The sequence below is a fragment of the Pseudomonas sp. OTU5201 genome (assembly GCF_038440135.1).
In the GTDB taxonomy this organism is placed as follows: domain Bacteria; phylum Pseudomonadota; class Gammaproteobacteria; order Pseudomonadales; family Pseudomonadaceae; genus Metapseudomonas; species Metapseudomonas resinovorans.
Window position 1 is genome coordinate 1 of record NZ_JASATC010000004.1, and the last position, 18,625, is coordinate 18,625.

The following is an 18,625-nucleotide window of genomic DNA, read 5'->3' on the forward strand; positions in this document are numbered from 1 at the left end:
TGTTGGTGCTGACACCCTTGTGTCGGTCGGTGGTGGTTCCATCCGCCTTGTTGGTATCGCAGATGCGACCACCATCACACAAACAGACTTCAACCTGGCGGTATAAGGAGGCGGCCGACTTTAGGAATGATATGTAAGTAACTGCGAAATGGGGCGCTTGTCGCCCCATTTCGCATTTTATTGGCTCAGCATCCGTTAACTTCTGATGCTGGCACCGCTCGTGTAGGAGACGGCTTGCCGGCGAACCGCCGCGGCAGTCCGGTCGACCGTATCGCCAGGCAGCAGCCGTTACACGGCTTGCTGCACTTCCCACATCCATGTGGGTCACAAGTGGGCTGCTACAAATCCGCTTTACACCCTACCGTCCTACGCTGCGGAGGCTATATATTCCAGAAGGCCCGCTGAATCTGCAGGCCGCATGTGCATGGAGTGCATAGGGCGTGCGGTGCGGCATTAACTTCAGGTGCGCTGAACAAATCGCCCAAGCGACTGTCACACCCCACCGGGTACAAGGGATGCGCCCGCTACTGCCCTGACAAGAGGGCAGGGCGCTTCAGGAGTGGACTTAAAACTGATCGCATACCATGTGATTATCCTTTGTTTAGACGGATCCCAACCGACCTATGCCCGATCGAGCGCAGCAACCCAGCTATAACAACGATGAGATTGATCTGGTCGAACTGCTTCGATCACTGTTCCAGCAAAAGTATCTGATTCTAGCCATTGCCTGCCTGATCACCCTGGGGGCATGTGCTTATGCCTTCTTGGCGACGCCGCACTACCAAGTGCAGAGCGTGCTGCGCCCGGTGGATCGCGGCAGCCTCGATGAGTTGAATGGCACTGGCGTCTATGAGCTAACGCCGGTCGAGGCGTTGGGTCGTGTCGGCGCCGGGCTTTCCTCCTATGAAAACCGACTCAAGTTCTTCCGCGATAATCAACAGCTATTCACTGGGCTGGTCGAGCCTGGACGCTCGTTGGAGCAGGTCTTCGAGGAGTTCAACCGCTCGGCGTTCACCATGTTGCAGGTCGACCCGAAGAAGCCCAATAGCCTGAGCGAGTTCGTCGGTGTATCGCTGACTTATCCCAGGGGGGTAGATGGTGTGGCGGTAGTCAATGGCCTGGTCGCTTCCGTGCTGGAGGACGAGCGCGCGCGAATAGCCAACGACTTGCAGGTGCTGATAGCCAACCGCTTGTTTGCCCTCGAGCAAAAGATTGAGGCTGCACGGGCAAGCTATGAGGCGAGCAAGCAAGCGCAAATCGCCGGCCTGCTCGAGCAGGATGCCTTGCGCAGGGCGCAATTGCAGGACGAGTTGCGGGCCCTGCGCAGCGAATTGAAGACACGCCGGGAGAACCGTATCAAAAGCCTCGACGAAGCCATGCAGATAGCCGAGTCGCTGGGCATTCGCAAACCCACCACCCCCTCCGCCATGGCCGACGCACAGCGTCAGGGGCAGGTCGTACGCACTGAAGTCAATAGCCGTGACATTCCGCTGTACTTCATGGGTGTAGATGCCTTGAAGGCCGAACGAGAAGCCCTCAGCGAACGCCGCTCCGATGACTTCAGTGAGCCGCGAGTAGCCGAGATCGAGAAGGAGCTGGCCCTTCTGAACCGCAATCGGCAGGTGGAAGTCCTCGAGCAACGCAAGAATGAAGACCTGTACCTCAAGGATCTGGCGCAATGGCGGCAAGAGGCGGCCCAACTCAAGGGAATCAGGTTCGATACCAGCACCTTGCAGTTGTTCCGGCTGGACCAACTGGCGCTCGAGCCGCTCGGGGCGGTTAAGCCGAAGAAGGCATTGATCATCGGCCTGGGCGGTGTCGGCGGCCTGATGCTCGGCGTCTTGGTAGCGTTGCTACGCAACCTGCTCCGCCCCAGGCAAACCGACAAACCGGAGAGCGTATTGTAGGAGGCGCGCCCCACGGCGATGATTGTGCCCACAGTCATTCCTTGTTTGCGCACAAGAGGCCACTGTTGGACCGTATGGACCAATGCCAGTATCCACGCCGTTTTACCGTCGATTTCATACACTAGGCGGTAGCTATGATGGGGCATTAACTCGCGGGTGCCGGGAATCTTTCCCGGCTTACTGAGCGATGGATGGTCTGCCAGCCTGAACGCTGCGGTGCTGAAAGCTCATCCATTTGAGTGGCAGCACGCAGATTGTCCCTTGGAATGTAGTTTTATATGCCGGTGCGAACTTGCCGCGCCTCTGGCGTGCAAATAACTCTCACGCCTGATTTGCTGCTCCGGTGTGCCGCGCTGCGAATTCGGCTTCAACTTCCTCATTCGAGCGGCCCCCAACGGCACACATGGAGGCACGACTGGCCTCGCCTTTGCGACGCAGGAATTCGTCAAATTCCCGCGACTCGCGCTGCCGCTGGACGAATTCGCGCATCAGTTCGCGCACTACCTGAGAGGTCGATCGGAAGGCCGCTTCGGCTTCGGCCATGAACTCGGCGCGTAGCTCGGGCTCCAGTTTCATCGTGAAAACGGCTTCTTTCGACATGGTTGTACGTCCTATAGCTAGGTACTTACGTAGCACATACGCTCTCAGCATGGGATACGCCGCGAAGCTCGATATCGGAGGTTTGTTGGCCGGCAGACGGTGATGGGGCGCCACCCCACGGCACGCATAACGAACTTATCCACTCGCCAGTGGAGCAAGGCGTCAATGTGCGAAATGCGGGACCATGATGCATGCCACAAAGTTCCCGTCCGTCTGTCAGTAACTGCAAACTGATTGTCAAGGCTTGTAATGTCATGCGGCGCAGGCACAATGCCGCCAAGTCCTTACTGGTGGGGTGGGCATATGCCCGCTATGCCGTGCGCTCCAGAGTGAGCGGCCCTTGGCAGAAGAACATAACAATGTGCTGCCAAGGATCGTTGTCCCCCGCTGGTGCATCAGTGACACACTTTTTGGAAGATGGATCTCAAGTCGTGAATGCAATCTCCCCCGCCATACAGCAAGCCCCCAGCGACGAAATCGACCTGGCTGCCTTAATTCATTCACTCTGGGAGCAGAAGCTGCTCGTTGGCGTGGTGACTTTGCTGGTCGTTATGGCAGCGGCCGCCTATGCCTTCCTGGCCACCCCGGAGTACCAGGTGCAAAGCGTGCTGCGCCCCGCGGCGATCAAAGACCTCGATGCTCTGAACCGCACCGGTGTTTACGAGTTGACACCTGAGCAAGCCATGAAGCGCATTGGGGCGGCTTTGGAGTCCTATGACAGCCGCCTGGAATTCTTCCGCGACAACCAGGGGTTGTTCGAGGCCCTGCGCGAGCCCAATCGCAGCCTTGAGCAAACCTTCGAAAGCTTCAATCGGGAGGCTTTCAAGATGCTGCAGCCCGACCCAAAGAAAACCGACAGCCTCAGTGCTTATGTCGGCATCCAGCTGACCTACCCGGCGGATGTCAATGGCGTCGCCCTGGTCGATGGCTTGGTCGAGCGTGCCATCCAGTCGGAGCGCGGACGGATCGCTGCCGATCTGCAAACGGTGATCCAGAACCGCCTGAACCAGCTCGATTTGAAGATAGCTGCGGCCCGCGCCAACTACGAAGCCAGCAAGGAAGCCAGGATCGCCAAGCTGCTCGAAGCCGACAGTCTCAAGCGTGCGAAGCTGCAAGACGAACTCAAGGCTCTGCGCCAGCAGCTCAAGGCCCGCCGAGAGAACCGCATTACCCAGCTCGATGAGGCGATCCGAATCGCCAAGGCACTGGGTATCGGCAAGCCCACCACACCTTCCGCATTGGGCGAGGGTGAGCGCGCAGCGCAAGGTAGTGTGATTCGCACCGAGGTCAATAACCAGCAGATACCGCTCTACTTCATGGGCAGCGAAGCCCTGGAGGCCGAGCGCAACGCCTTGCTACAGCGCCGCTCCGACGACTTCACCGAGCCGCGCATTGCGCAGATCGCCAAAGAGCTGCAACTGTTGACACGCAACCGGCAGGTCGAAGTGCTCAAGCAGCGCGAAAACGAAGACCTGTTCCTCCAGGATCTGGCCACCTGGCGTGAAGAGGCCGCCCGCCTGCGCAACCTGCAGTTCGACGTCGCCGATCTCAAGCTGGTATCGATCGATCAGGTCGCCGTGGAACCCCTGAAGCCGATCAAGCCCAAGAAGGCACTGATCCTGGCATTGGGTCTGGTGCTCGGCGGCATGCTCGGCCTCTTCATCGCCCTGCTGCGCAATATGCTGCGCCGTAAACCCGATGCTTTTGCTCAGGCGAACGCTGCATGAGCGTCGAAGCATAGTCTGTAGTAGTGGTATTCCTGTCTTCGAGACTGCGCGGTCGTGCAACAAACCGTGTAGGAGCCAGCTTGCTGGCGATCCGCTAACAGGCATCTGGCCCGCAGGACGGACTCAGAAGCGCAGCGAACAATCCGCCGTGCAGCTTTCGAATGGCATGCTGCTACGCAAGCACGCCGCCGCAACACCGGCAGTGGGCATGGCCGATCGAGAAACAAGCAAGGCGGACGCCATTGAGGCGAACACGTCGCCATGAACCAAGGATGAACACCGGCACTGCTCCACCCGCCGGCAACGTTAACGGACTAACAGGGGCCGACCACATGAATTACTCCGGCGTCCTGCGCCTTGGCGCCAAGGACGGCGTCACTGGCTCCTGCCACCAACTGCTGATGGGCGCCCGGCAAAGCCTGCTGATCGATTGCGGCCTTTTCCAGGGGGCAGCAACCTCGGTCGAAGGTAAATCCACTGCCGAACGACTGGCTATCGAGTTTCCCCTGGATACGATCAAGTTCCTGGTCGCCTCCCACATACATGTCGACCACGTCGGGCGCATTCCCTACCTGCTGGCCGTTGGCTTAAAGGGGCCGATACTCTGCAGCGAACCCTCCGCCTTTTCGTCGGCTACCAGGCCCAAGGCACCCCACTTCGCGCTATCCAGACCTACGGCCCGCGCGGCGGCTACGCAGATTTTGACGAGTAGCGCTATTACATTCGGGCTCAAATCCATACCATATGCGGCTATTCGGTCCATGCGGACAAGAAGGGGCTGGTGAATTTTGTTACGCGAATGCGTGAGTGGCCGTGAGTAGTGAGGATTGTTCACGGCGAGCGCTTGGGGCTAAAAAGCAATTGGCAAGGGGGTTGCATGCACGCTACAACGACCAGTCACTTAAAATACCCGGGTTAATAGAGGGATAGTTAAATTGCGGACAGAAAACTACCTTTTTAACGAAAGTAATACATGACAAATTCCGCTGGCGGCGGCACTGGTTTTAAATACTTCGCTGCTGCTCGCTATGTTGGGTAGGTAGCCAAGATGAAATTGTCAGAATCGCTTGGGTCGAAATATATAAATGTTAAAAAAAGATTCCTCAATTCGTAAAGCCCTTGGCGCCGTATCACTATTGTGGTTTGGTTCACTCGCTGGTGCCGGACTGGCTTTCTTTACTCAAGTTATACTGGCTCGTGAACTTACTCCAGAGGGTTACGGCGTTTTTGCTGCTGCTCTAGCTACCGTAACTTTGTTGGCACCGTTGGCCGGTTTTGGAGTGCAAGGTGTTTGGCTAAAGGTGTTTGGCTCTGAAGGATGGCAAGGCACTCGGTGGTTGTCTCCATCCTTTCGCTTTGTAACTCTTAGCACAGCGGCTACTTTGTCGTTATTTTTTGTTTGGGCTGCTTGGGGGCCGCATGATGAGTCAACAACCCAATTACTGTTTTGGCTGCTTCCGGTGATTCTTGGGTATCTGTTCATGGAGTTAGTGAGCAGTAAATTACTGCTTGAAGAGCGCTTCCGCTCGCTGGCTTTGTGGCAATTGCTACCCCATTTTACGCGTCTGGTACTGATACTGCTGATAGTGTTTGCGGGCGTAAGTAATCCGAATGTTATCACCGTTGCAGTTGTGTATGCATTGGTAGCGATTGTTGTCCTCGTACTGGGTTGTGTCCATTTAAAGGCGATGGCGGGAGGAAGGTTTGCTCTCAAAGGGCATTCACGTATGGCTGAACCTGAGAAAAAAAACCTAGATCCGATAGCTTCAGTTAGGGTCGCAGATGTTCTAACTCAAACTTGGCCATTTGGCTTGGCGACCATATTTCACTTGGTCTACTTTCAAAGTGACATTATTTTGCTTAAGTACATTGCTGGCGATGAGGCTGCTGGTGTGTACAATGTGGCGTTCACTGTTATGGCGGCGGTATATTTACTTCCTAGTGTAATCTATCAGAAATTCTTATTGCCTAAGATGCATCGCTGGGCAAATCATGATCGCAAGCGATTTTATCAAGTGTATCGTCAGGGAAATGTAGCGATGTTAGTGCTTGGAGTGCTCGCAATGCTGGCTATCTGGGGGGCGGCATTTTGGGCGATCCCTCTTCTATTTGGTGCGGAGTATAGACAGTCCTTTGTTATTGTTAATATCTTAGCAGTTTGCGCACCTGTCGTGTTCGTGGCAAGTAGTGTTGGTGCAACCTTGGTAACTCAGGAGCATATGGCAAGGAAGGTCAAGTATATGGGGATCGTGGCAGGTTTAAATATTGTTTTGAATTTTGCTTTGATTCCTGAATTTGGTGCTGTTGGTGCCGCCGTGGCAACAGTGATCAGTAATCTCGCTTTGCTCGTGATTTATTACGTAGCAGCTCAATATTTGGTCTTTGGGCCGGATTTAAAATGTGTCGCCAGAGCAATTGATGGATTTGAGCGCTGATTGTCTGTGCTCAGGGTTGAGTGTAATTTGAGGGTTTTATGAATTTTATCTGGTTTCAGGTTAGACCCTTCGGGCGCTTGTTGAAAGCTCTTCATGGCTTTGCTTACAATTTTAAACGCTTTTACTCTTATGCAGGATGGCGTTCAAATATGAAAGATATTGAGCAGCGCAATTACAACGCTGCAAAAATCTATCATAGCCTGGAAAAAAGTATGAGTTTTAAAAATAGGCGGAAGGGGGCTGGTTGGTCAGATGCCTATGCGTTGTTAGAGTTATTAAAAGTCGCAGCAAGCCTTGGTGAGCTTGGCTATCACGATAAGGCAGCGTGTAAGCTGTTATGGAATTTTATCGGGCTTGAAGAAAACAGCCAAACTGATCAGGCGACGTATATTAAAAGTGAGTTATCTAAGCTGGATTTTTCATCGTTAGATGAGCACGGAACAAGAGTTTATACTGCAGTAGACTTTCAGCGAGGGGTTTTGGAGTCTCCAGAGGCATTTTTCCTTTCTCGGTATTCTTTGCGTGAGTTTAAAGATGAACTTGTGAGTGAAGAAATTATCAAGCGTGCGGTTTCACTGGCAATGAAGTCCCCTTCAGTTTGCAATCGGCAAGCTTGGCACGTATACCACACTACTGAGCGATTGGTTAAAGATGCTGCTTTAAGGTATCAGGCTGGCAATCGTGGATTTGGAGATAGGATTCCCAATCTTATGATTATAACAACAGACCTAAAAGCCTTTATGCCAGGGCAGGAGCATTACCAGCACTGGATTGATGGCGGTTTGTTTTCGATGTCATTGATTTATGCTTTGCATTCTTTGGGGGTGGCATCCTGCTGCCTGAACTGGAGTCAATCACCTGCTAATGACAAGCTGCTTAGAGCTCTTGTTGATATTAAAGATAATCATACTGTAGTTATGATGCTTGCTATAGGGTGGCCTGAAGAGAGAAATAATGTGTGCATATCTGCAAGGCGCCCATTAGATGAGGTTTATACGCGTTTGAAAGTTCGGTCTGGGGGATATAAATGAAAATTGCATTGGTCACGATACATAACACAAATAACTATGGTGCAATATTTCAGGCATTTGCGCTTCAGGTTGTGCTTTCCAGATTTGGTGAAGTGGAGATAGTTGATTACGATAATCGGCATGTCTCGAGAAGTTTTGATTTGATAAGGTTTAAGCTGTCGTTTCATGGAGTGCTTGGTGCAGGGAAGGATTTTTTTAGACTGCTTCCAAGGCGGCGAGTAATTAATAGCTTTAAGGCGTTCATTAGTAACAATATGAGGCTTACAAAAACTTGTTCGGCTTCCGAATTAAAAAAGGGAGGGGCAGGTTTTTTTGATTGCTATGTTGCTGGTAGTGATCAGATTTGGAATCCAGCTTGTGTGAGCCCAGACAGTATCTTAGATCCTGTTTATTTTCTTGATTTTTGTCCTGCCGGCGCGAGAAAAATTTCTTATGCCTCTAGCTTGGGTGCCTATGTTTTTTCTGATCAGGAAAAATTAAAGCTCAAAGAATATTTACAAGGCTTCTCTGCTGTCGCGGTACGAGAGCGCGGCGCTCAGTTGTTATTGCAGGAAGTATTGGGTCGTAAAGTTGATCATGTGCTTGATCCTACGCTGTTATTGTCTAAAGAGGAATGGCTGAAAAGTGTCGGGCTAACCAAAGAAAGGAGAGATAAGGAGAAGTATATTCTCTTGTATACTGTTCCAAAAGTTTCTCTTGTTAGGGATGTTGTTGATTATTTTTCTGAGAAGATTGGCCTGAGAGTTATTACTATTGATCAAGGGCTTAGCGCAGGTGCTCGTGTCGATAAGCATATAAGAGATGCCGGTCCTTTGGATTTTATTCGGTTGTTTTCAGAAGCTGAATTTGTAATAACGGATTCCTTTCATGGCGTATGTTTTTCTCTTAACTTCGGTAAGCCTTTTGTTGCAGTTTCGCCAGGTAAGTATGTGAATAGAATCGAGAGCCTTCTGTCGCTAGTTGGGCTCGAGGATAGGCTGGTCAAGAGTGTGGCAGATTTCGCCGACTTCAGCGTTGATATCGACTTTAAGTTAGCGCATGAAAAATTATTGGCAGCGAGGGGTGCCTCGCTTGCTGTGCTCTCTACATCATTAGAAATATAGATTTATGCGAATTGCTAGAGACTCTGTTGGGATTTTCCTTGTTCTCTTGGCTATTGTCGTGATGCCGTCATTGATCTACGTATCTTTAAGTGCGTCTTCAATGGCTGCCGGTATTGCGGTGTCGTGCCTTATTATTGTTGCGGCTGTAGGTAAGTTGCGTTTACCTAGTGGATTTATAAAGATATCCATACTGTTATTTCTCGTCGCCTTTGTTGTTCATACTACTTATTACGCCATGCAGGGTGACTCATCCCTAAAACATGCACTTTCAGTGATGCTGCTCACAATGGTGTTTTTTTGCGCCGGGCTTCTCTCCGTGAAGATTTCAGGCATGCATGGTTCTGATTTGATTAATGTCCTGTATTTGCTGGCTATGATTATTGTTTTTTTTGGATTTACCTCATTAGTCTTTCCTGCAAGTTTTTTGAACTATTCTAAGTATGCGAAATCTATTTTTCCGTTTTCTGAGCCGAGCCATTACGCGATTACAGTTGGTGGTATCTTGCTTGCTGCCGGCTTCTATTTACATTTTTTGATCAGGGGTGGGCTGGTTTTAAGTGTATTGTTTTTTGCGCTCGTGTATCCAAGTACACTCTTGCTTTTGCTTGTTTTTATTATGTTGTTCAGCTATTACGTTCGAAGTTTTGTGAGCTTGGGTATTATTGTTTTTTTTATGGTTGTGTTGGGTTATTTGATCTTATATTACGGGTTTGATGTTTCGTATTATGAAGATAGGTTGAGTTTCGATGAGTCGACGTCAAATTTAACGGCTCTTGTTTATATGCAGGGTTGGGAGAGTGCGTATAGGGCCTTGTTACACACAAATTGGATTGGTCTAGGTTTTCAGAATATGGGGTCTTTAGATCCTGGGGTGTACGGAGAAAGAATATTTCAAATAGTAGGAATATATAAGAATAGGGAGGATGGGGGCTTTTTAGCTGCAAAAATTATTGGTGAGTTTGGTGTGTTTGGTCTAGCCTTTCTGTTGTTTTATGTGATCGCACTATGCTCATCTATCCTTTATAATCGTAATTTTCTTAAAGCCTATCAGGAAGATCGGAATAAGGCATTGGAACTGTTTCCTGTGTCATCGGTGCTGGGCTGCTCATTGATCGTTGCATTTTCGATAGAGGTATTTGCACGAGGCTACGGCTATTTTTCTCCCGGAATTTTACTGGCCATGGTTTCGATCTTTTTAGTAACCAAGAAAAGGAAGAGCCATTCGTGCAGGTATGGTTCCGATTATGCTTGATGTTTCCAGGCGCTTTTTCGTCGAAACGCTTTGCCTGTTCTCTAAACTATTGAATGGAGTGGCTAGACTATGGATATCATAGTTATAGGTGGGACAGGATTTATAGGTAAATATCTAGTTGATTTTCTTGCCGGCAGTGATCAGGTAAGTCGTGTGCGACTACTCTCTCGAAGGGAAAGCGGCGAGGCTAAGTCTGCGAAAGTTGAGATTGTTCGTGGTAATGTTTTCGACAAGATTTCATTATTAGACTTGATTGTTGAAGGGGCTATTGTCGTTAACCTGGCTTACTTGGCGGAGGAGGGGCAGGATAAAAATTTAGAATTGATATGTAACGTCATTGAGGTTTGTCGGGAAAGGAAAGTAAGAAAATTTATACACGTTAGTACTGCAGTTGTCGCTGGCAGAGCCGAGGCGTCACTAGTAGTTGAAGAGACTGTGGCCTACCCGTTTTCTGAGTACGATAAGACCAAGTTGATGGTTGAGGACGCGATTGTAAATAATGATGCTGCCTTTGAAAAAATCATATTGAGACCAACGGCAGTTTTTGGGGCCGAAGGGAAAAATCTTGTCCAACTGGCAAATGATCTGTGTTTTGGAAGTTCCATTAAGGGTTATTTAAAGTCTTGTCTTTATGGCAGGAGAACAATGAATCTTGTATCGGTTGAAAACGTAGTCAGCGCCTTAGTGTTTCTGATTCATACAAATCGATATGTTGGAAAGCAAGTTTTCATCGTGTCTGACGATGGTGCGTCGAGTAATAATTATATCGATGTGGAGCGTATTTTTATGCGTACGCTGGGTATTAGTGATTACTGTGTTCCTCGTGTTTTACTCTCGCGCACTTTTTTACGTTTCGTGTTGATGTTAGCTGGTAAATCAAATGTTGACGCTAATAGGCGCTATAGCTCAGAAAAGTTAGAGGCACTAGGCTGGGTGCGATCACAAGACTTTGAGCGTAGGATTGAGCGGTTCGCCGAATGGTATAAAAACAGGCGAAGTGTTTAATTTATTTTATATGCGCCCTCTAAGTGCTGGGGCTGACATTGAATGAAGAATGTAAATCGGTTTTAGTGAGAGTGGGTGTTTGCTTGAAAATATTAAATGTGAACATGTCAGTTGATCCTGTTCTTGGCGGTGGTACCGCCGAGCGTACAATGCAGTTGTGTCGTGAGTTTGTTGAGCTTGGGCATTCGTGTACTTTGCTTACGATGGACCTTGGCCTGTCTGAAGAGCTTAAGCGTTCTATAGATTCAAAAGGGATTAAGGCGGTGTACTTGCCGTGTGTCTCCAAACGTTTCTATTTACCTTTTCCATTATTGGGGCTTGTGGCGCGTACTATTCGAAATGTCGATGTCGTTCACTTGATGGGGCATTGGACAATTATTAATGCACTGGTTTTTTTATTTTGTTTATTATATCGAAAGCCTTATGTCGTCTGCCCTGCGGGAGCTTTACCCATTTTTGGGCGCTCAAGGGTTATAAAGAATCTTTATAATGCAATTGTGGGTAAAAGAATAGTTCAGAAATCAAACGGATGGGTGGCTATCACACCGAGTGAGGTTGAACAGTTTGGCCAATACGGAATTCCTCCGGGAAGAGTCGTAGTAATTCCCAATGGTATCAATGTGTGTGACTTTGAGTGCAAGAATGGTGCTGGGTTTAAAAGTAAGTATGGACTTAAAGGGCCTTTTATTCTTTTTGTGGGGCGCCTGAATGAGATCAAGGGGCCTGACTTGCTTTTAGAAGCGTTTCTGAGTCTTAGTCATAAGTGCTCATCTTTTGAGCTTGTTTTTATAGGGCCTGATGGTGGGATGTTGAATAATTTAAAAAGACGATCTTCTGAGCATGATACAACTGTCCACTATCTAGGCTATGTAGGTGGTAGTGAGAAGTCGCAGGCTTACCGTGCGGCAGATTTCCTCGTAATCCCATCGCGCCAAGAGGCAATGTCGATTGTAGTTCTGGAGGCTGGTGCAGCTGCGACTCCGGTACTGCTCACTGATCAGTGTGGTTTCGATGATGTGGAGCAAATAGGGGGAGGTAGAGTGGTTTCCGCTTCAGTTGAGGGAATTGCTCGGGGTATTGAGTGGATGATCGAGGACGGTGATTTGAAGATTATGGGGAAGAGGCTTAATGAGTATGTGGTGAATAATTACCGGTGGAGTGAGGCTGCTCGGAAATATCTATCGTTATATGATTCTGTTTTGAAGGGTTAGGTTTGCATATTTATTTGTATGTAGCTTATTTTGAATTGGATTTTTAATTGAAAATTGTCTTGGTCTCTCAATATTTTTGGCCAGAGTCATTTATTATAAACGACTTGGTTGGAGTGCTTGCTGCCCAAGGGCATCATGTTCAGGTGCTAACGGGCAAGCCAAATTATCCGGATGGAGAGATCTTCCCAGGGTACAAGATTGCTGGTTGTGTTGATGAGTGCTTTGTGCCCGGTGTCTCAGTGCATCGTGTACCGCTGCGTCCTAGAGGGAAAGGGGGGGTCAAGGGTTTAGTATTAAATTATTTATCTTTTATCTTTAATGGGCTCTTTTTATTTCCTCGTGCGCTCAGAAGTAGGAAAGATAAAATCGATGTGTTTTTTGTTTTTGCACCGTCGCCGATTACTTCTGTTATTCCGGCTATTTATTTAAAGTTTCGATTTAGAGCCCATCTTGCTGTTTGGGTGCAAGATCTTTGGCCTGAAAGCCTGAGCGCTACCGGGTTTATTCGTAACCGCTTAGCGTTGCGTATGGTTGGTTGGTTGGTGCGCGGGATTTATGCCTGTACAGATACTTTGCTTGTGCAGTCGAAGGCGTTCATAGCTCCGGTCGCGCGATATGCACGGCCAGAGAAGATTGTTTACTACCCAAATTCTCATCAGGACTCTGCGCTGCAACCAGCAGCCTGTACCCAAGTCCCTACCGAGTTGCTGGAGCAGTTGGAACGAGAATTTTGCCTGGTGTTCGCTGGCAACCTTGGTACGGCGCAGTCTGTCGAGACTCTAGTGCTCGCGGCGGAAAAATTGCAGCACCTACCTAATTTTAAGCTGGTGCTGGTGGGTAGTGGCAGTATGCTTGAGTGGATACAGACGCAAAAGATGTTGAAGGGCTTGGATAACTTGATCCTTGCGGGACGTTTTCCTCCCTCCGAAATGCCACAGTTTTTCAGTCGTGCCGATGGCTTGCTAGTAACGCTTAAGCGGGAGGAAATCTTCGCCTATACGATTCCGAGCAAGATACAGGCTTATCTCGCCGCTGGCCGTCCTGTGATCGCTGCGCTTGATGGCGAAGGTGCTCGTGTCATCGAGGAAGCGGGCGCTGGTCTGTCCTGCCCCGCAGAAGACTCCACTGGCCTGGCTCGCTGCATTGAGCAACTCTTCCATATGCCGGCGGCAGAGCGCGAAAAATTCGGGAAGTCTGGTCGTGAGTATTTTCTGGCGAATTTTGAGATGGCGCGCCAGAGCCAGCGTTTAGTGGAAATCCTCGAGAATAGAATTAGCGAAGGTTGAGGAAGGTCGAAATGAATGTTCTGGTATTAGGCGTGACCGGTATGTTGGGTAGTGCCGTTTTCAGGCAGCTTTCCCACGACCAGCGCTACCAAGTATGGGGCACATTGCGCAATGCCGGAGGACGGCGCCATTTTCCTAAGCATTTTCATGCCCAGTTAATTAGCAACGTTGACGTGCTCGACCAAGATGCGTTGGTTAATGTGCTGGAGCGTACCCGTCCCGATGTCGTCATCAACTGCGTCGGATTGATCAAGCAGTTGGCCGACGCCAAAGATCCGCTGTCGGCCTTGCCGATTAACGCCATGCTGCCACATCGGTTGGCAAAACTCTGTGGGTTGGCGGGCGCTCGGCTGATCCATGTGAGCACGGATTGTGTGTTCTCTGGCCGTAAGGGGATGTATACCGAGGCTGATCTGTCGGATGCGGAAGATCTCTATGGCAAGTCGAAGTTTATTGGCGAACTGCATGAGATGCCGCACGCGATTACGCTGCGTACTTCCATCATCGGGCATGAGCTAGGTACCAACTTCTCGTTGATCGACTGGTTTCTTTCACAAAGTGGTCCGGTCAAGGGCTATGTAAAAGCCATATTCTCCGGCTTGCCCACTGTCGAACTGGCTCGGGTGATGAAGGACTATGTGATCCCGACTCCCGAACTGCATGGCCTTTATCATGTATCGGTCGAGCCGATCGACAAGCTGTCGCTACTCAGGCTGGTGGCTGAGGTCTACGGGCACAGGATTGAGATTACTCCAGACGAGCAAGTCTGTATCGACCGCTCGTTGGATTCTTCCCGCTTCCGTCAGGCCACTGGTTACCTACCTCCGGTCTGGCCAGAGCTGGTCAAAATGATGCGTGACCAGCGTTAATTTTTATATTTTCAAGTGTGGTGACTGTTTATGTTCGATGACAAAGTCTTGATGATTACCGGCGGTACAGGTTCCTTCGGTAATACCGTGTTGAAGCGCTTCCTCGATACCAATGTCAAGGAAATCCGGGTGTTCAGCCGGGACGAGAAGAAGCAGGAAGATATGCGCATTGCCCTGGCCAATGACAAGGTCAAGTTCTATATCGGCGATGTGCGCAATTACGACAGCGTCTCCCAGGCCATGGTCGGTGTCGACTATATCTTCCATGCAGCGGCTCTGAAGCAGGTGCCTTCCTGCGAGTTCTACCCTATGGAAGCGGTCCGTACCAATGTCATCGGCACGGAGAATGTGCTGAATGCGGCGATTGCCACCGGCGTCAAGCGCGTGGTGGTGCTCAGCACGGATAAGGCGGTGTATCCGATCAATGCCATGGGCATTTCCAAGGCCATGGCGGAAAAGCTCATGGTCGCCAAGTCGCGGATGATTCCAGAGTCCGGTCCGGTTATCTGTGCGACCCGCTACGGTAACGTGATGGCTTCGCGTGGCTCGGTGATCCCGCTGTTCATCAGCCAGCTCAAGAGCGGCGAGCCGCTGACGGTCACCGATCCGAACATGACCCGCTTTTTGATGTCGCTGGAAGACTCCGTAGATCTGGTCCTGCATGCCTTCGAGCATGCCGAACAGGGCGACATCTTTGTGCAGAAGGCCCCCGCCTCGACGGTGGCGGACCTTGCTCAGGCGCTCAAAGAGCTGTTTTCCCGCAACAACCCGGTCAAGGTCATCGGTACTCGGCATGGCGAGAAGCTCTATGAGTCGCTGATTTCCCGTGAGGAAATGGCCAAGGCTGAAGACATGGACCGTTATTACCGAATTCCGGCGGATAACCGCGACCTCAACTACAAGAAGTTTTTCGTCGAGGGCGAGCAGCATATTTCCGAACTTGACGACTACACCTCACACAATACCGAGCGCCTGAGCATTCAAGGCATCAAGGATGTACTGCTCAAGCTGGACTACATTCAGGAGCAGCTCAATGCTTAAGGTGATGACGCTGGTTGGCACCCGCCCGGAGCTGATCAAGATGAGCCGCGTGATCGCGGAGCTGGATAGGCAGGTTCAGCATGTGCTTGTGCATTCGGGGCAGAACTACGACTTCGAATTGAACCAGGTGTTTTTCGATGATCTGGAGATTCGCAAGCCGGATCATTTCCTGGGGGCTGCCGGCGATACGGCGGCGAAGACCATCGCGGAAGTGATCGCTAAGGCCGATGAAGTGTTCGAGCTGGAAAAGCCCGATGCGCTCTTGCTGTATGGCGACACCAACACCTGCTTGGCGGTCATTGCGGCCAAGCGCCGGAAAATCCCCGTCTTCCACATGGAGGCGGGGAATCGTTGTTTCGATCAGCGTGTGCCGGAGGAGTTGAATCGTAAGGTTCTCGACCATCTGAGCGATATCAATATGGTGTTGACCGAACATGCGCGCCGTTACCTGATCGCCGAGGGGATTCGCCCGGAAACCATCATCAAGACCGGTTCGCACATGGAGGAAGTGCTGGATTACTACATGCCGCGTATCCAGGCCTCTGATGTGCTTCAGCGCGAAGGGCTGGAGGAGGGTAAGTTCTTCATCGTCAGTACCCATCGGGAAGAGAACGTCGATACGCCCGAGAATTTGCGCGATCTGCTGGACACCCTGCGGGCGCTGGCCGAGACGTACCGGTACCCGATCATCGTCTCCACACACCCCCGTACCCGGAAACGCCTGGAGGCACTGGGCGATTCGTTGGATCACCCGTTGATTCGCTTCGTCAAACCGTTCGGTTTGCTGGACTACATCAAGCTGCAGATGTCGGCGTTCTGTGTGCTATCCGACAGCGGCACCATTACCGAAGAGGCTTCGTTGCTGAACCTGCCGGCGATCACCATCCGCAATGCCCATGAGCGGCCGGAGGGCATGGATGAGGGTACGCTGATCATGAGTGGTTTGAAGACGGAGCGTGTGCTGGATGCGGTGCGTGTGGTGACCAGCCAGCATGATCGTGCCCGGCGCGTGATCCCTGTGGTGAAGGACTACCAGGCCGGCCCGGTATCCAAGCAGGTGGTCAGGGTGGTGCTCAGTTACACCGACTACATCAACCGTACCGTCTGGTCGAAAGCCTGAGTATTCCCGAGGCATATCAATGCGTGTTTTGTTGACTGGCGCTACCGGTTTCGTTGGCCGGGGACTGCTGGAAAGGATGTCGGTTCTGGTTAACCTGGAGTTGGTCGCTGCACTGCGTAGGCCCGTATCAGGGCTCCCCGAATCCGTTACGTGCCTGCAGGTTCCGGGGCTCGAGCCCGACACCGAGTGGCGAACAGCGCTGGAGGGGATAGATGCTGTTATCCATAGCGCCGCTCGCGTTCATGTCATGCACGATGAGTCGTCCGACCCACTCGCGGAGTTCCGCAAGGTCAACGTCGAGGGCACATTGAACCTTGCCCGCCAGGCGGCGGAGGCGGGGGTACGCCGCTTTATCTTTATCAGCTCGATCAAGGTCAATGGCGAGGGTACGCCAGTTGGCAGACCTTACGTTGCCGATGCTCCAGCAGCACCAGCGGACCCTTACGGCATTTCCAAGATGGAGGCCGAACAGGGTTTACGTGCGATTGCAGCTGAAACCGGGATGGAGGTCGTGATTATTCGCCCGACGTTGGTGTACGGGCCGGGTGTGAAAGCCAATTTCTTGAGCATGATGCGCTGGTTGTACAAGGGTGTGCCTTTGCCTTTCGGGGCGATTCATAACCGGCGCAGCCTGGTGGCCTTGGACAATCTGGTCGATCTGATCGTGACCTGTATCGATCACCCTGCCGCAGCGAACCAGACCTTTCTGGTGAGCGATGGTGAGGACCTTTCGACGACTGAACTGTTGCGCAGAATGGGCGCCGTTCTGGGCAAGCCGGCCCGTTTGTTGCCGGTGCCGAGTTGGATGCTGGAGGCTGGGGCGGCGATTCTGGGGAAGAGGGCTCTTTCTCAGCGGTTGTGCGGCTCGCTACAGGTCGACATCAGCAAGACACGCGAGTTATTGGGTTGGACGCCGCCGTCCAGTGTAGATGTAGCCCTGCGCAAAACGGCCGAGAACTTTCTGGAACATCAAACTCAATGAGCATCTGGTGGCTGCTACCGGCTATGGCCGGCGTTTCTCTTTTCCTGACGGGTGTCTTGCGCAGATATGCCTTGGCGCGCAGCTTGATGGATATTCCCAATGGGCGCAGTTCGCACTCGGTGCCCACGCCGCGTGGGGGCGGGGTGGCCATTGTGCTTAGCTTCCTGGTGGCGCTGCCGCTGTTGGCGTCAGGCAGCGCGTTGGCGTGGCCGGTGATGTGGGCGTTGCTGGGGGCGGGTGGCTGGATCGCCCTGGTGGGATTTCTCGATGACCATGGGCATATCGCCGCGCGCTGGCGTCTGTTGGCGCATTTCATCGGCGCTGGTTGGGCATTGGGTTGGTTGGGCGGTTTGCCGCCGCTGGTGATCTTCGGCTTAGACCTGGAGTTGGGGTGGCTGGGTTATGCGCTGGCGGCGTTTTACCTGGTCTGGCTGCTCAATCTGTATAACTTTATGGATGGCATTGACGGTATTGCCAGTGTGGAGGCGATCTGTGTGTGCTCGGGCGGCGCGTTGCTCTATCTGTTGCTAGGCGAGGGGGCCGCGGCACTAGCGCCCTTGTCGCTGGCGGTAGCGGTGGCGGGCTTCCTGTTCTGGAATTTCCCGCCAGCGCGCATCTTCATGGGGGATGCCGGTAGTGGCTTCCTCGGAATTGCGCTGGGCGTGCTCTCGCTGCAAGCGGCCTGGGTGGCGCCACAGTTGCTGTGGAGTTGGTTGATTCTACTGGGCGTGTTCATTGTTGATGCCACCTGGACTCTGTTTCGCAGGCTGCTGCGGGGCGACAAGGTGTACGAGGCGCATCGCAGCCATGCTTACCAGTACGCGTCGCGAGAATTTGGTAAACACTTGCCGGTGACGCTGGCCGTGGCAATGCTGAACCTTTTCTGGCTGCTGCCGATTGCGCTTTGGGTCGGGTTAGGTGGAGTCGATGGCGCCCTGGGATTGTTGGTGGCGTACCTACCATTGGTGTGGTTGGCGGTCAGGTTCAAGGCTGGGGAGCGGGAGTAGAGTCGCCCCTTGCCTGGGGCTTCTCTCCAGACGAGAGGGGGGCGGTTGA

The 18,625-nt window shown here is 51.7% G+C and carries 16 protein-coding genes and 2 pseudogenes; 16 read left to right on the forward strand and 2 right to left on the reverse strand.

What is annotated here, in order from left to right; genetic code table 11:
• Positions 1 to 623 precede the first annotated feature (623 nt).
• Complete coding sequence (locus AAHM40_RS03475) at positions 624 to 1,907, forward strand: Wzz/FepE/Etk N-terminal domain-containing protein (RefSeq protein WP_342243425.1); 1,284 nt, start codon at positions 624 to 626, stop codon at positions 1,905 to 1,907.
• A gap of 71 nt (positions 1,908 to 1,978) precedes the next feature.
• On the opposite strand, the pseudogene AAHM40_RS27170 reads toward AAHM40_RS03475, so the two are convergent.
• A pseudogene (locus AAHM40_RS27170) lies at positions 1,979 to 2,116 on the reverse strand (type II toxin-antitoxin system RelE/ParE family toxin); the annotation flags it as partial.
• Positions 2,117 to 2,228: 112 nt separating this feature from the next.
• Positions 2,229 to 2,507 carry an antitoxin of toxin-antitoxin stability system gene (locus tag AAHM40_RS03485; protein ID WP_342243426.1) on the reverse strand — a complete coding sequence of 93 codons (279 nt, stop codon included), beginning with the start codon at positions 2,505 to 2,507 and terminating at the stop codon, positions 2,229 to 2,231.
• 431 nt (positions 2,508 to 2,938) lie between these two features.
• Here AAHM40_RS03485 and AAHM40_RS03490 point away from each other — a divergent pair, with 431 nt between their 5' ends.
• From AAHM40_RS03490 to AAHM40_RS03555, 15 genes and pseudogenes are all read left to right on the forward strand, one after another.
• Entirely contained in the window at positions 2,939 to 4,234 is a 1,296-nt protein-coding gene (locus tag AAHM40_RS03490; protein WP_342243427.1) for a Wzz/FepE/Etk N-terminal domain-containing protein, read from the forward strand.
• Positions 4,235 to 4,566: 332 nt separating this feature from the next.
• Positions 4,567 to 4,857: pseudogene (locus AAHM40_RS03495) on the forward strand (MBL fold metallo-hydrolase); the annotation flags it as partial.
• Positions 4,858 to 4,976: 119 nt separating this feature from the next.
• On the forward strand, positions 4,977 to 5,051 hold the full coding sequence (locus tag AAHM40_RS27175) for a hypothetical protein (protein WP_446731534.1): 75 nt from the start codon (positions 4,977 to 4,979) through the stop codon (positions 5,049 to 5,051).
• Positions 5,052 to 5,319: 268 nt separating this feature from the next.
• A complete protein-coding gene (locus tag AAHM40_RS03500; protein WP_342243428.1) occupies positions 5,320 to 6,669 on the forward strand; it encodes a flippase in 1,350 nt (449 codons plus the stop codon).
• 38 nt (positions 6,670 to 6,707) lie between these two features.
• Positions 6,708 to 7,700: a nitroreductase family protein gene (locus AAHM40_RS03505; RefSeq protein WP_342243429.1), complete on the forward strand. Its 993-nt coding sequence runs from the start codon at positions 6,708 to 6,710 to the stop codon at positions 7,698 to 7,700.
• The gene (locus tag AAHM40_RS03510) at positions 7,697 to 8,803 is read left to right on the forward strand and encodes a polysaccharide pyruvyl transferase family protein (RefSeq protein ID WP_342243430.1); all 1,107 of its coding nucleotides are present in this window, start codon (positions 7,697 to 7,699) and stop codon (positions 8,801 to 8,803) included. The genes AAHM40_RS03505 and AAHM40_RS03510 overlap by 4 nt, the downstream gene beginning before the upstream one ends.
• 100 nt (positions 8,804 to 8,903) lie before the next feature.
• Positions 8,904 to 10,055 carry a hypothetical protein gene (locus tag AAHM40_RS03515; RefSeq protein WP_342243431.1) on the forward strand — a complete coding sequence of 384 codons (1,152 nt, stop codon included), beginning with the start codon at positions 8,904 to 8,906 and terminating at the stop codon, positions 10,053 to 10,055.
• Positions 10,056 to 10,124: 69 nt separating this feature from the next.
• Positions 10,125 to 11,060: an NAD-dependent epimerase/dehydratase family protein gene (locus AAHM40_RS03520; protein WP_342243432.1), complete on the forward strand. Its 936-nt coding sequence runs from the start codon at positions 10,125 to 10,127 to the stop codon at positions 11,058 to 11,060.
• A 38-nt stretch (positions 11,061 to 11,098) separates the two neighbouring features.
• The gene (locus AAHM40_RS03525; protein WP_342243433.1) at positions 11,099 to 12,271 is read left to right on the forward strand and encodes a glycosyltransferase family 4 protein; all 1,173 of its coding nucleotides are present in this window, start codon (positions 11,099 to 11,101) and stop codon (positions 12,269 to 12,271) included.
• A gap of 47 nt (positions 12,272 to 12,318) precedes the next feature.
• Entirely contained in the window at positions 12,319 to 13,557 is a 1,239-nt protein-coding gene (locus AAHM40_RS03530) for a glycosyltransferase family 4 protein (protein ID WP_342243434.1), read from the forward strand.
• Positions 13,558 to 13,568: 11 nt separating this feature from the next.
• Positions 13,569 to 14,426 (forward strand): dTDP-4-dehydrorhamnose reductase family protein, encoded by an 858-nt coding sequence (locus AAHM40_RS03535; RefSeq protein WP_342243435.1) that lies wholly within the window; start codon positions 13,569 to 13,571, stop codon positions 14,424 to 14,426.
• A gap of 30 nt (positions 14,427 to 14,456) precedes the next feature.
• A complete protein-coding gene (locus AAHM40_RS03540) occupies positions 14,457 to 15,467 on the forward strand; it encodes a polysaccharide biosynthesis protein (protein WP_342243436.1) in 1,011 nt (336 codons plus the stop codon).
• Entirely contained in the window at positions 15,460 to 16,587 is a 1,128-nt protein-coding gene (gene wecB / locus AAHM40_RS03545; RefSeq protein WP_342243437.1) for a non-hydrolyzing UDP-N-acetylglucosamine 2-epimerase, read from the forward strand. The genes AAHM40_RS03540 and wecB overlap by 8 nt, the downstream gene beginning before the upstream one ends.
• A gap of 19 nt (positions 16,588 to 16,606) precedes the next feature.
• Positions 16,607 to 17,569: a UDP-glucose 4-epimerase family protein gene (locus AAHM40_RS03550; protein ID WP_342243438.1), complete on the forward strand. Its 963-nt coding sequence runs from the start codon at positions 16,607 to 16,609 to the stop codon at positions 17,567 to 17,569.
• Positions 17,566 to 18,576: an MraY family glycosyltransferase gene (locus tag AAHM40_RS03555; protein WP_342243439.1), complete on the forward strand. Its 1,011-nt coding sequence runs from the start codon at positions 17,566 to 17,568 to the stop codon at positions 18,574 to 18,576. The genes AAHM40_RS03550 and AAHM40_RS03555 overlap by 4 nt, the downstream gene beginning before the upstream one ends.
• The last annotated feature ends 49 nt before the right edge of the window (positions 18,577 to 18,625 follow it).